13 protein-coding genes are annotated in these 12,383 nt (G+C 54.3%); 4 read left to right on the top strand and 9 right to left on the bottom strand.

All coding sequences use genetic code 11. The features are described 5' to 3' along the window. The first annotated feature begins 9 nt into the window (after nt 1-9). The 4 genes from artI (at nt 10) to artJ (ending at nt 3,039) form a co-directional block, all read left to right on the top strand. The gene (gene artI / locus ACIPDS_RS00520; RefSeq protein WP_400731913.1) at nt 10-741 is read left to right on the top strand and encodes an arginine ABC transporter substrate-binding protein ArtI; all 732 of its coding nucleotides are present in this window, start codon (nt 10-12) and stop codon (nt 739-741) included. A 6-nt stretch (nt 742-747) separates the two neighbouring features. Then, a complete protein-coding gene (gene artQ / locus ACIPDS_RS00515) occupies nt 748-1,464 on the top strand; it encodes an arginine ABC transporter permease ArtQ (protein WP_166515036.1) in 717 nt (238 codons plus the stop codon). Next, nucleotides 1,464-2,132, top strand: coding sequence for an arginine ABC transporter permease ArtM (gene artM / locus ACIPDS_RS00510; protein WP_166515035.1), 669 nt, complete (start codon nt 1,464-1,466; stop codon nt 2,130-2,132). The genes artQ and artM overlap by 1 nt, the downstream gene beginning before the upstream one ends. Nucleotides 2,133-2,307: 175 nt before the next feature. Further along, on the top strand, nt 2,308-3,039 hold the full coding sequence (gene artJ, locus ACIPDS_RS00505) for an arginine ABC transporter substrate-binding protein ArtJ (RefSeq protein ID WP_166515034.1): 732 nt from the start codon (nt 2,308-2,310) through the stop codon (nt 3,037-3,039). Between the two features lie 43 nt (nt 3,040-3,082). On the opposite strand, the gene ACIPDS_RS00500 is transcribed toward artJ, so the two are convergent. The 9 genes from ACIPDS_RS00500 to ACIPDS_RS00460 form a co-directional block, all read right to left on the bottom strand. Then, entirely contained in the window at nt 3,083-4,555 is a 1,473-nt protein-coding gene (locus ACIPDS_RS00500) for a sensor histidine kinase (RefSeq protein ID WP_400731910.1), read from the bottom strand. After that, the gene (locus ACIPDS_RS00495; protein WP_166515032.1) at nt 4,552-5,274 is read right to left on the bottom strand and encodes a response regulator transcription factor; all 723 of its coding nucleotides are present in this window, start codon (nt 5,272-5,274) and stop codon (nt 4,552-4,554) included. Before ACIPDS_RS00495 ends, ACIPDS_RS00500 begins: the two co-directional genes overlap by 4 nt. 194 nt (nt 5,275-5,468) lie before the next feature. Beyond that, nucleotides 5,469-6,596 carry a 23S rRNA (uracil(747)-C(5))-methyltransferase RlmC gene (rlmC, locus tag ACIPDS_RS00490; RefSeq protein WP_400731908.1) on the bottom strand — a complete coding sequence of 376 codons (1,128 nt, stop codon included), beginning with the start codon at nt 6,594-6,596 and terminating at the stop codon, nt 5,469-5,471. 42 nt (nt 6,597-6,638) lie between these two features. Next, nucleotides 6,639-7,127 carry a YbjO family protein gene (locus ACIPDS_RS00485; protein WP_166515091.1) on the bottom strand — a complete coding sequence of 163 codons (489 nt, stop codon included), beginning with the start codon at nt 7,125-7,127 and terminating at the stop codon, nt 6,639-6,641. A 58-nt stretch (nt 7,128-7,185) separates the two neighbouring features. Further along, entirely contained in the window at nt 7,186-8,031 is an 846-nt protein-coding gene (gene potI / locus ACIPDS_RS00480; RefSeq protein ID WP_166515030.1) for a putrescine ABC transporter permease PotI, read from the bottom strand. Beyond that, complete coding sequence (gene potH / locus ACIPDS_RS00475) at nt 8,028-8,981, bottom strand: putrescine ABC transporter permease PotH (protein ID WP_400731906.1); 954 nt, start codon at nt 8,979-8,981, stop codon at nt 8,028-8,030. The genes potI and potH overlap by 4 nt, the downstream gene beginning before the upstream one ends. 9 nt (nt 8,982-8,990) lie before the next feature. Continuing rightward, nucleotides 8,991-10,124, bottom strand: coding sequence for a putrescine ABC transporter ATP-binding subunit PotG (potG, locus tag ACIPDS_RS00470; protein ID WP_166515028.1), 1,134 nt, complete (start codon nt 10,122-10,124; stop codon nt 8,991-8,993). A gap of 236 nt (nt 10,125-10,360) precedes the next feature. Continuing rightward, the gene (gene potF, locus ACIPDS_RS00465) at nt 10,361-11,473 is read right to left on the bottom strand and encodes a spermidine/putrescine ABC transporter substrate-binding protein PotF (protein ID WP_400731905.1); all 1,113 of its coding nucleotides are present in this window, start codon (nt 11,471-11,473) and stop codon (nt 10,361-10,363) included. 406 nt (nt 11,474-11,879) lie between these two features. Continuing rightward, the gene (locus ACIPDS_RS00460; RefSeq protein ID WP_400731904.1) at nt 11,880-12,359 is read right to left on the bottom strand and encodes a YbjN domain-containing protein; all 480 of its coding nucleotides are present in this window, start codon (nt 12,357-12,359) and stop codon (nt 11,880-11,882) included. Nucleotides 12,360-12,383: the final 24 nt, after the last annotated feature.

The following is a 12,383-nucleotide window of genomic DNA, read 5'->3' as shown; positions in this document are numbered from 1 at the left end:
ACAATGACGATGAAAAAATTAGTGATAGCCGCGCTGCTTGCCAGCTTCAGCCTGACCGCTGGGGCCGCTCAAACCATTCGTTTCGCCACGGAAGCCTCTTACCCTCCGTTCGAGTCTATCGATGCTAACAACAAGATTGTCGGCTTTGACGTCGATTTGGCGAACGCGCTGTGTAAAGAGATTGATGCCACCTGTACGTTCAGCAACCAGTCTTTTGACAGCCTGATCCCAAGCCTCAAATTCCGTCGTGTTGATGCGGTGATGGCCGGTATGGACATCACGCCGGAGCGTGAAAAGCAGGTTCTGTTCACCACCCCGTACTATGACAATTCTGCGCTGTTCGTAGGTGTGAAAGGCAAATTCACCACCGTTGACCAGCTTAAAGGCAAAAAAGTCGGCGTGCAGAACGGCACCACGCACCAGAAGTTCATCATGGATAAACACCCGGAAATCACCACCGTTCCTTATGACAGCTACCAGAACGCCAAGCTGGATCTGCAAAACGGTCGTATTGATGGCGTATTTGGTGACACCGCCGTCGTCACCGAGTGGCTTACCGCCAACGACAAGCTGGCCGCCGTTGGCGATAAAGTGACCGATAAAGACTACTTTGGTACCGGCCTCGGCATTGCTCTGCGTCAGGGCAACACCGAGTTGCAGCAGAAATTTAACGCTGCGCTGGAAAAAGTGAAGAAGGATGGCACCTACCAGACCATCTACGCTAAATGGTTCCAGAAGTAAAACTTGATGAATGAAATGCTTCCTTTAGCAAGCGCCGCCGGCATGACCGTCGGCCTTGCCGTTTGTGCACTGTTAATCGGGCTGGCGCTCGCAATGCTGTTTGCGGTGTGGGAGTCAGTGAAGTGGCGGCCTATCGCCTGGATTGGCTCCGCGCTGGTGACCGTGTTGCGCGGTCTGCCGGAAATCCTGGTGGTGCTGTTTATCTACTTCGGCTCCTCCCAGCTGCTGCTGACGCTCTCCGACGGTTTTACCCTTAACCTCGGATTTGCCCAGATTCCGGTGCAGATGCAGATCGAAAACTTCGATGTCAGCCCGTTCCTGTGCGGCGTGATTGCGCTCTCCTTGCTGTACGCGGCGTATGCGTCACAAACGCTGCGTGGCGCGCTGAAGGCAGTGCCTACCGGCCAATGGGAATCTGGCCAGGCATTGGGGATGTCGAAAAGCGCGATCTTCTTCCGCCTGGTGATGCCACAGATGTGGCGTCACGCACTCCCAGGCCTGGGTAACCAGTGGCTGGTACTGCTGAAAGATACCGCGCTGGTGTCGCTGATAAGCGTGAACGACCTGATGCTGCAAACCAAGAGCATTGCGACGCGTACCCAGGAGCCGTTTACCTGGTATATCGTTGCGGCGGCCATTTACCTGGTGATTACCCTGCTGAGTCAGTACATTCTCAAACGCATTGACCTGCATACCACTCGCTTCGAACGGAGACCAGGCTGATGCTCGAGTATTTACCGGAATTGATGAAAGGGCTGCATACCAGCCTGACGCTGACCGTTGCCTCCATCGTGGTGGCGCTGGTGCTGGCGTTGATTTTCACCATTATTCTGACGCTGAAAACGCCGGTGCTAGTGTGGATCGTTCGCGCCTACATCACCTTGTTTACCGGCACCCCGCTGCTGGTGCAGATCTTTTTGATCTACTACGGCCCGGGCCAGTTCCCATCGCTGCAAAACTACCCGGTGGTGTGGCACCTGCTGTCTGAGCCGTGGCTGTGCGCGCTGATTGCGCTATCGCTCAACAGTGCCGCGTATACCACGCAGCTGTTCTTCGGGGCCATTCGCGCTATCCCGGAAGGCCAATGGCAGTCATGCAGTTCGCTTGGCATGAGCAAGAAGGACACGCTGGCAATTTTGCTGCCGTACGCGCTTAAGCGCGCGCTCTCCTCTTACTCTAACGAAGTGGTGCTGGTGTTTAAGAGTACGTCGCTTGCCTACACGATCACGCTGATGGAAGTGATGGGACACGGGCAACTGCTGTACGGGCGCACCTACGATGTGATGGTCTTTGGTGCCGCCGGGCTGGTCTATCTGGTGGTTAACGGTCTGTTGACGCTGATGATGCGTTTAATTGAGCGTAAAGCGCTGGCCTTTGAACGTCGCAACTAAATTCATTGCATAAATAGCAATTATAAAAACGGATAAGTCACTGGCTTATCCGTTTTTTTTGCAACAAACAAAAATACTTACTCATCCATATTGCATACAAATTCACTTGGTGGCATTGTAGATTTATGCCACACGCAGGGCAGCAACCTTAAGCCAGACAGACAGGAGCACATCCATGAAAAAATTAGTATTGGCCGCCTTACTCGCCACCGTTGCCGCAGGCGCTCACGCCGCAGATAAAATCAGCTTTGGCGTTTCCGCGACCTACCCGCCATTTGAATCAATGGATGCAAACAACCAGATTGCTGGCTTTGATATCGATCTCGCCAACGCGTTGTGTAAGCAGATGCAGGCGGAATGTACCTTCACCAACCACGCGTTTGATAGCCTGATCCCAGCGCTGAAATTTAAAAAATATGACGCGGTAATCTCCGGTATGGACATCACCCCAGAGCGGAGCAAGCAGGTTGCCTTTACCGACGCCTACTACGCGAACTCCGCGCTGGTTATCGCTAAAAAAGATACCTACAAAACCTTTGCTGACTTGAAAGGCAAACGTATTGGTATGGAAAACGGCACCACCCACCAGAAATACCTGATGGATAAGCACCCGGAAGTCAAAACCGTGGCCTACGATAGCTACCAGAATGCGATTATCGATCTGAAAAATGGCCGTATCGACGGGGTGTTTGGCGATACCGCGGTGGTCAACGAGTGGCTGAAAACCAACCCACAGCTGGGTGCCGCCACCGAGAAAGTGACCGATCCTCAGTACTTCGGCATTGGTCTGGGGATTGCGGTGCGCCCGGACAACAAAGCGCTGCTGGAAAAGCTTAACGGCGCGCTGAAAGCGATTAAAGCGGACGGCACCTATCAGAAAATCAATGACAAATGGTTTGCTGAATAAATAACGACTCCCCGGTAAGCGCTAACTTACCGGGGATTTGCTTTTATAGCGGGACAAAAAAGCGAAAACATGCGCCCGATTCGGCATCAACTAAACGAATATTGCCCCCGTGCAGTTCCAGCATCCGCCGGACGATAAGCAGCCCCAGCCCACCGCGATTCTCTCTTACGCTCTGCCGACTTAATGCTGAAGGACGATGGAATAACTGTTCACGAAGCGCCTCTTCCACGCCCGGCCCGCTATCAGCCACCTCAACCTGAAGCCGTTCATTTTCCTGCCACACACGCAGGGTAACCGTGCCGCCGGGCGGCGTATGACGCACCGCATTGTCCAGCAGGTTAGTCACCACTCGCTCAATCATCGACACATCGGCATTGAGCAGCGGCAGCGAGCGCGGGATCTCAACCTTCAGCGTTAACTGCCGCGTCTCGATGGACAGATCAAACTTCTGCGCCACATCCTGAATCAGCTCACCAATGGCAAACGGTTCACGCTGCGGCTTCATGCCGCCGTGTTCCAGCTTCGCCAGCTCAAACAGTTGCTGGGAAAGATGGCGCACCTTCTGCCCTTGGCGCAGCGCAATTGACAGATACTGGCGATTATCTTCCGGCGTCAGCGTGTCGGCCTTCAGCGAAAGCGTTTCCAGATAGCCCAGTAATGAGGTCAGCGGTGTCCGCAGGTCGTGGGAAATATTGGCAATAAATTCGCGGCGCTGGCGATCGCTATCGGAGAGTTTCTCCCACTGGCCGGTTATTTTTCTCGCCAGTTCAATAAACGTATTGCGCAGAATGGTCACTTCATTGGAGCTATCGGCAACCAGCGGCTGCTGCGCCAGTTGCCGAATGGCGCTGATGCTGTCCTGATCGAGCCCCGCCACCTGCGAGGTGAGCAATCTTACCGGTCGGGCCACCCAGTACCAGACCAGAACGCCTGCCAGCAGGGCAAACAAGGCGACAAGTAGCAGTGACCAAAGCAGCGTATTCCACAAGGCCTTATGCCATGCGCTATCCGCCAGCGCATTCAAATTTTCGCCTTCAAGGATGATATAGAGATAGCCATGCAGATTGCCGTTCAGCAATACCGGCGCCACGCTGAACACTTTCTCCTTCTCCAGGCTGCGCGGGTCGTCGCCATAAACCGGCCATGCCGCGCCGTTGAGGAAGGCCTTTAACGGTTCAACGTTGATCTGCTTACGTTTTATATGGCCCGGCGGTGCCGCGTCGGCAACGATGTTGCCGTCTTGCGAGACGAGATAGAGCTCCACGCTGGGATTGAGCGTCATCAAGCGGTCAAAAAGCATTTTAAGCGTCTGACGATTCACTTCGCCCTGCTCATCCAGCAGCGGTTCCCGGTTAACAATCTGCTGCGCCAGGCCAGCCGACAGGCGCTGCACCATGGCATTACCGAACTGGCTGCTGTTGTAGAGCTGAATGCTACAGGCGGCGATGGCGCACAGCAGCAAAATAGCGCTAAAGACCAGCGTGAGCTGTTGGCTGAGACTGAAGCGGCGGCTCATGGCACAGGCTCCTGGTGTTCAGTGGCGAATTTATACCCTTTCCCCCACACGGTCAGAATAATCTCCGGTTCGGCGGGATCTTTTTCTATTTTGATGCGCAGACGGTTGATGTGAGTGTTGACGGTATGCTCATACCCTTCATGCTGGTAGCCCCAGACGTTTTCCAGCAGCGCCAGCCGTGAAAAGACCTCGCCGGGGTGACGAGCAAACCAGTACAGCAGTTCAAATTCACGCGGCGTCAGCTCAATGGCGTTTCCATGCAGACGCACTTCGCGGGTCAGCGGATCAATGTTCAGGCCGTGGCTGGCAATGGAACCGCTTTGCAGACGCAAGGTTTGCCCCATCGCCTCCTGGCGGCGGAACAGCGCTTTCACTCGAGCAATTAACTCCAGCACCGAGAAAGGTTTGGCAAGATAGTCATCAGCCCCCATTTCTAAGCCCAGCACCCGGTGGCTTTCGCTGGTTCGGGCACTGATAATAATTACCGGTAGGTAGCGGGTCATGAGACGAATACGGCGGCAAATTTCGAGCCCATCGACGCCCGGAAGCATTAAATCGAGAATCACCGCATCCCAGACCTCTGCTTCAAGCCGCTCCAGCGCCCGTGCGCCATCGGCCTCATGCGCAATCTGATAGCCCTCATCTTGCAAATTAAGCCGCAGCAAAGTGGCGATATCGATATCATCTTCAATCAGTAAGATTTTCTTCGCGCTGTTCATGTCATTTCACCCGTTCTTTTTTAAAAGCTTAACCCAGTCGGGCGCGTCGAGTTATCACATTTAATTTAAACTTTGGCGGAGCAGAGAGGTGCAGGGGTTCCCCTCACCCTAACCCTCTCCCCAAAGGGGCGAGGGGACTGGCCGGAGCTCGGTGTGCTCCCTCTCCCTTTTAGGGAGAGGGCTGGGGTGAGGGTCTAACGCCGCACAAGCAACGTCAGAACTTCATAATGCGCCGTATGCGGGAACATATCGAACAGCTGAACTTTCGCCACCTGATACCCGGTGAGGTGAGAAAAATCCTTCGCCATGCTTTGCGCATTACAGCTGGAATAAACGATAAACTCCGGCGCCATCTCACTTAAATAATCACACAGCGCCTTGCCAATACCGCGACGTGGTGGGTTCACCAGCACCAGCTGCGGTACTTCGCCCTGGGCGGTCGCGAACTGGGTGGAATCGAGCGCCTGAAAGTGCAGTTTTTTAAGGCCTAATTCCCCCGCCGACTGTTTGGCACAGGCAATGGCTTCCGGGGCAATTTCAATCCCGGTAAGGGTCATTTCCGGCGTCGCGCAATGCAGACCAAAGCCGCCCACGCCGCAGAACAGATCCCACATATGGTTGACCGGCAGCGCCCTCACCCAGTCGCGGGCGGTAGCGTACAGCGCGCTGGCAACCGTCGGGTTAGTCTGGAAGAAACTCTGCGGGCGGATCCACAGCGGCACGCCGTTAAAGGTCTCCGCCAGCGCCTGTTGGTCGGTGAAATAGATCTCCTGCTCACCTTCCATAATCGCCATATGTACCGGCTGGATATTCGCGGTGATCACCTTTAATTGCGGCAATTGCGCTTGTAGCCACGGCAGCGCCGCGCGCAGCTGCTCTAGCTTGCTTTGCGAACGCAGCACAAAGCGCAGCATCATACCGCCCTCTTTTTGGCTTTCGGTCAGCAACAAATACTTCAGCTCGCCGCGCTTGCGCGCCACGTTATACGGCGTAAGTCCGGCGCGGGCGATAAAAGGCCTAAGCGCGGCAAATACCGGCGCAAAGGTGTCTGGGTAGAGCGGGCAGTCGGTTAAATCTTCCGGCGTTCCGTCACGGTGCAGCATGCCCAGCAGCGGTTTTTCTACGCTGCCGCTGACCACCATTTTGGCTTTATTGCGAAAGCCTTTTTCTGGGCCGCTTACCGGCGCGCACCACTGGGCCACGGGGAAATCCGCCAACAGCGTCTGGAGATCGGCCATTTTCGCCGCCAGTTGCTGTGGGATTGTCTGTTCAATCCACTGGCATGAACGGCAACGGTCGGCATTAAAAAGTGCGCACTGCATAGAAAAACCTTCAGACAAATCGGGGCGTGGATTGTATCACCGTTATTGAAAGCGGAAAAACCGACGCGAGGAGGCAGGAATAAAAAGCAGGAGCAGGACCAGCAGATCCGGCATTTTTTGCAGCACCAGCGAGCGGAAGATTTCCCGTTTAGACTCCCCGGCAATGCTAAACAGTTCGGGATAGCCGTAGCCAAGCGATGCGGCCCACAGGTAGCTGGCGGCAATGACCTGCGTCAACAGGTAAACCCAGCGCGCCCAGTTGCGCCCTTTCACCAACGAGAATGCGCAGCCAATTTCCACAAAAACCAGCACCAGAGAACTTAAGAATACCAGCGTCAGCGTCCAGGTTTGTACGCTGCGATGGATAAAATCGGCAATACCGGCAAGCCCGAGTAAGTTGAATATCATCAACAGGTCGAGGCAGCGGATTAAAATAATCGCGAGCGCAGCCACCTGCACTAAAGCAGGAACATTCAGACGGGCGTGCGACCGAGGGGTTCGAGTAAACAGTTCCAATGTATTGCCTTCCATGAAAACGATGCCGCGAACGTTCGCGGCATCGACTGCATCCTTATTGATTTTAAGTGGATTATTCGCGTCTTGCACGTTGGATATCGCGCACGCGTTGTTTTTCTGCGCGCGCCATCAGATACCAGGCGATCAATCCGACAATTCCGACCACGCCTAAGATAAGCGATGCCAGGGCATTGATCTCCGGGTTCACCCCCATTCGCACGCTGGAAAAGACCAGCATCGGCAAGGTGGTGGCACCGGGGCCAGAAACGAAGCTGGCGATCACCAGATCATCAAGCGACAAGGTGAAGGCCAACAGCCAGCCGGAAATGACCGCTGGCATAATCATCGGCAGCGTGATGATGAAAAAGACCTTTAGCGGCGTCGCGCCAAGATCCATCGCCGCCTCTTCTATCGAGCGGTCAAGTTCGCGCAAACGCGAGGAGATCACCACCGCTACGTAAGCGGTACAAAACGTCACGTGCGCGAGCCAGATGGTGAGCATGCCACGATCCGCCGGCCAGCCGATAGCGTGCGCCAGCGCCACAAACAGCAGTAGCAGCGACAGCCCGGTTATGACATCCGGCATGACTAATGGCGCGGTGATCATAAAGGCAAAGCCGTTTGCTCCGCGAAAACGACCGAAACGCACCATCACCATCGCCGCCATCGTGCCGAGCACGGCTGCCATAGTGGCGGCCGCAGCGGCAATGGTCAGGCTGAGCCCGACCGCGCTCATCATCGCGTCATCACGGAACAGCTCGCCGTACCAGCGCGTGGACCAGCCCGCCCATACGGTCACCAACTTGGAACTGTTAAACGAGTAAATTACCAGCATGAGCATCGGGGCATACAGGAAGGTAAACCCAATCACCAGAATCAGAATGCGCCACGGCGAGCGCACGACCGGTAAATTATTCATCCGTGATCCCCCATCTGTTTTTGCTGATATTTATGGAACCACATGATCGGCACGATCAGCAGCAGCAACATGATGATCGCCACGGCTGACGCCACCGGCCAGTCGCGATTGTTAAAGAACTCCTGCCACAGCACGCGACCAATCATGATACTGTCCGGGCCGCCAAGCAGTTCCGGGATCACAAACTCGCCGACCGCCGGAATAAAGACCAGCATCGAACCGGCAATAATCCCGCCTTTGGTTAAGGGCACAATCACGCTAAAGAAGGTTTTCAGCGGTCGCGCGCCGAGATCCAGCGACGCTTCCACCAGCGAATAATCAATGCGCGTGAGCGCGGTATAAATCGGAAGCACCATAAACGGCAGGTAGGCGTAAACAATACCGATATAGACCGCGAGATTGGTGTGCAAAATGGTCAGCGGCTGGTCGATAACCCCTAACCACATCAGAACGTTATTCAACACCCCGTTGTTTTTAAGGATCCCCATCCAGGCGTAGACGCGAATCAAAAATGAGGTCCACGACGGTAAAATCACTAGCAGCAGCAGGATGTTGCGCGTCGACGGTTTACTGTGCGCCACCGCCCAGGCCAGCGGATAGCCGAGCAGCAAACAGAAAATCGTCGAGATCGCCGCCACCTGTAGCGACTGTAAATAGGCTTCCAGATAGAGCGGATCGTCGGTCAGTTGCAGGAAGTTGGCAAAATTAAGCGTCAGGGATAACTGGCCATCCGCCCATTCCATTAAGTCAGTGTACGGCGGAATTGCCCGCGCCATTTCGGCGAGACTAATTTTAAAGACAATCAAAAACGGCAACAGGAACAGGAGAATCAGCCACACATACGGCAGCGCAATCACCAGCTTGCGACCGTGCTTCATATTAATGCGCGCAAGCCACAGGGCGATACCGCCCGGTTTGCTCGGACGAGCCGGAGGTTCATAAATACTCATCGCCGCTCCTTAAACCGTCAGTACCACACAGCTGTCGGCTTCCCAGCACAGACGTACTTCATCGCCCCAGGTCGGCAACCCTTTCTGGTAACGGTGCGCATTCTGCAACTGAGCGCTGATCATCTGGCCGCTTTTAAGCCGCACGTGATAAATGGAGAGATCGCCAAGGTAGGCAATATGCACGACTTCGCCGACGGCAAAGTTGTAGCCGTCGGCTGGCGGGTCTTCGCAGAGCATGATTTTTTCCGGGCGTAACGCGACGTATACCGGCACGTTGTCGACCACCGAGGCATCCGGGTCTACTTTCAGCGGATGAACCAGCCCTGGAGAATCAATCACCAGCCCGTCTTCCTGCCGCGCTTTAAGCAGCCCCTCAAAGACGTTAACCGAGCCGATAAATTCGGCGCTGTAACGCGTGGTTGGGTGCTCGTAGATCTCTTCCGGTTCGCCAATCTGCACGAATTTACCGCGGTTCATAATGGCGATGCGCCCGGCCATGGTCATCGCTTCTTCCTGGTCGTGAGTCACCATGACACAGGTGGCGCCAACGCGTTCCAGAATATCCACCACTTCCAGCTGCATCCGGTCGCGCAGTTTTTTATCCAGCGCGCCCATGGGTTCGTCAAGCAGCAGCAGTTTTGGCCGTTTCGCCAGGCTGCGCGCCAGCGCCACGCGTTGACGCTGACCACCGGAAAGCTGATGCGGTTTGCGTTTGGCAAACTCCTGCATATGCACCAGGGTGAGCATTTCGGCCACGCGGGCGCTGATTTCAGCTTTCGGCAGCTTGTCTTGCTTTAAGCCGAAGGCGATGTTCTGTTCAACGGTCATGTGCGGGAAAAGCGCATAGGACTGGAACATCATGTTAATAGGCCGCAGATATGGCGGCACCTGAGCGAGGTCGACGCCATCGAGGATAATTTGTCCGGCGGTTGGCTGTTCAAAACCTGCCAGCATCCGCAGCAGGGTCGATTTCCCGCAGCCGGAGGCGCCTAACAGGGCAAAGATTTCGCCTTTATAAATGGTGAGATTTACGTCATCAACGGCGGGTTTGCCGTCGAAAGATTTGCTCAGGTTACGGATTTCCAGCAGCGGAGTGAGCGCTTTGCGGGTTTTCGCCTGTGGGCGGGGAATAGCGTCGTTCAATCGAGTGCTCTCCGGCAAAAAAAATAGCGATATGATCCGGTTGTCATATCAACCCCTGGCGTTCGGCCAAACGACCGATGTCCAGATTGGGGCAGCTGCACTGCCCCGGTGCATAACCATCACCATTGAGTAGCCTGGCCGAACGGAGTGACGCCGGGGAACTCCCCAGAGTCGGTGCTAACGCACCTCGTCCGGGCTACTGGTGCGCAATCGGCATCATCTTTCGGTTGGTTAATTTATTTGCCGCTTTTGACTTTGGTCCACGCGCGCGTTCTGACGCGGTCGATTTTCGGCTCCTGCACTTTCAGCGTGAACAGTTTGGCGAACACATCGGCCGGTGGGTAAATCGCCGGGTTGTCGCGAACCTCAGCGCTGATAAGCGGCGTGGAGGCCTTATTCCCGTTGGCATAGAACACGTGGTCGCTGATATGGGCTATCACATCTGGACGCATCAGGTAGTTAAGGAACTGATAGGCTTCATCTTTATTTTTCGCATCCGCAGGCATCGCGAACACATCAAAGAACGCCAGCGCCCCCTCTTTTGGAATAAAGTAGGAAACATTGACGCCGTTTTTCGCCTCTTTCGCGCGGTTTGCCGCCTGCCAGACATCGCCTGCCCAACCAATCGCCACGCAGATATCGCCGTTAGCCAGGTCGTTAATGTATTGCGAAGAGTGGAAATAGCGGATATTCGGCCGCAGTTTTAGCAGCAGATCGGTTGCCGGGCCGGTGTAATCATCGGCTTTCATGCTGTTCGGGTCTTTGCCTAAGTAGTTAAGTACGGTGGCAAAGATTTCTTCCGGGGCATCGAGGAACGACACGCCGCAGCTTTTCAGCTTCTCAAGATTCTCCGGCTTCATCACCAGATCCCAGCTGTTGAGCGGCGCATCTTTGCCCAGCACGGCTTTCACTTTATCGACGTTATAGCCGATGCCGGTCGTCGCCCACAGATAAGGGAGAGCGTATTTGTTATCCGGGTCGTGCTTAGCCACCAGCTTTAACACTTCCGGGTCAAGATTTTTCCAGTTCGGTAATTTGCTTTTATCAAGCGGCTGGAAAACGCCCGCGGTAAGCTGACGCTCAAGGAAGCTGGCGGAAGGCACCACCAGGTCAAAGCCAGTGCTGCCTGCCATCAGTTTGCCTTCCAGCACTTCGTTGGAATCAAAGACGTCGTACACCACTTTAATGCCGGTCTCTTTTTCAAAATTTGCGACGGTGTCCGGCGCAATATAATCAGACCAGTTATATACATGCAGCGTTTTTTGTTCCGCAGCGAGCACGCTTGCCGAGGCGGCCATCAGCGCACCTGTTACCAGACCCGTTAACCATTTCTTATTCAAGGCGGCCATCTCTCTTATCCTTCTCGTCGCCCGTTAACAAACGGACTCAATATACGCAATGTTGAGTATGCAGATATCATGCATATTATTTCGGATTACATGAAAGAGAAGAGACCGGGCTCCCCTGCAGTCATTGCTCGCTTTACCGATGCAAGATCCTCGCCAACTACGCTAAATGTTAGCTAATAAAAGAGAGTGCACCGATATGTCGCAAGAATAACTGTAGCCTGTGTCAGAGGCTATAGGTCAGGGTAAAAAACGCCTTTTATCAATTTTTTATGCAAGATCACTCTATCTGATAAGCCAAAAGTGGCAATCAGGTAGTGAAATAATCGCTAAGGACTGGTTAAAAATAGAATAAAAGAATGTAATACGCAGCCACGACGGCAGTGACTGCGCTCTTTTAGCGGTGGGATTAGTGAAGAAAATGGTTCTGAGGTTCTTCTTGCTGCTGCTCTTCGCCTTCCGTTTTATACAACAGATCGTGCGCGGAAGCCTCAAGCACCACCATTGAGACCTGCTCTTCACTCTGCTGCATAAACGACGCGAATTGTTCGAAAGTCAGCCCCACGGCGGCGGATAATGACTGGCAAACCACCAGCTTTGGCAGATTATCATCCTGCATATCAAGGAATGCTTTTACGGTTAGCGAACTGGCGTTAATCGCGGAAAGATCGGCGGCCAGCGCCAGTAATGCAGACGGTTTGACCTCCGCCAGCGCAGAGAACAGCACGACGTTATCAATGAGGTCGACTTTGGCATCAAAGATACCGTCGAAATTTTGCATATGCGGCAGATGGAGCGCCTGACAGGTGTCGCACTCAAAAAAGCTCATGCCCATTTCGTCGAGCCACTGACGTAACGTATCCAGACTCGGGACGACGAGAGAATCCATATTGTCTATGACCTCATGCAGTAA

The sequence above is a fragment of the Kluyvera sp. NPDC087067 genome (assembly GCF_044745165.1).
Lineage (GTDB): Bacteria > Pseudomonadota > Gammaproteobacteria > Enterobacterales > Enterobacteriaceae > Kluyvera.
This window is presented reverse-complemented; position numbering and strand designations above follow the sequence as displayed.

What these genes read in the sequence shown, in the direction of transcription:
- artI (WP_400731913.1), top strand. Translation starts at nt 10, where the DNA reads ATGAAAAAATTAGTGATAGCCGCGCTGCTTGCCAGCTTCAGCCTGACC.
- artQ (WP_166515036.1), top strand. Translation starts at nt 748, where the DNA reads ATGAATGAAATGCTTCCTTTAGCAAGCGCCGCCGGCATGACCGTCGGC.
- artM (WP_166515035.1), top strand. Translation starts at nt 1,464, where the DNA reads ATGCTCGAGTATTTACCGGAATTGATGAAAGGGCTGCATACCAGCCTG.
- artJ (WP_166515034.1), top strand. Translation starts at nt 2,308, where the DNA reads ATGAAAAAATTAGTATTGGCCGCCTTACTCGCCACCGTTGCCGCAGGC.
- ACIPDS_RS00500 (WP_400731910.1), bottom strand. Translation starts at nt 4,555, where the DNA reads ATGAGCCGCCGCTTCAGTCTCAGCCAACAGCTCACGCTGGTCTTTAGC.
- ACIPDS_RS00495 (WP_166515032.1), bottom strand. Translation starts at nt 5,274, where the DNA reads ATGAACAGCGCGAAGAAAATCTTACTGATTGAAGATGATATCGATATC.
- rlmC (WP_400731908.1), bottom strand. Translation starts at nt 6,596, where the DNA reads ATGCAGTGCGCACTTTTTAATGCCGACCGTTGCCGTTCATGCCAGTGG.
- ACIPDS_RS00485 (WP_166515091.1), bottom strand. Translation starts at nt 7,127, where the DNA reads ATGGAAGGCAATACATTGGAACTGTTTACTCGAACCCCTCGGTCGCAC.
- potI (WP_166515030.1), bottom strand. Translation starts at nt 8,031, where the DNA reads ATGAATAATTTACCGGTCGTGCGCTCGCCGTGGCGCATTCTGATTCTG.
- potH (WP_400731906.1), bottom strand. Translation starts at nt 8,981, where the DNA reads ATGAGTATTTATGAACCTCCGGCTCGTCCGAGCAAACCGGGCGGTATC.
- potF (WP_400731905.1), bottom strand. Translation starts at nt 11,473, where the DNA reads ATGGCCGCCTTGAATAAGAAATGGTTAACGGGTCTGGTAACAGGTGCG.
- ACIPDS_RS00460 (WP_400731904.1), bottom strand. Translation starts at nt 12,359, where the DNA reads ATGGATTCTCTCGTCGTCCCGAGTCTGGATACGTTACGTCAGTGGCTC.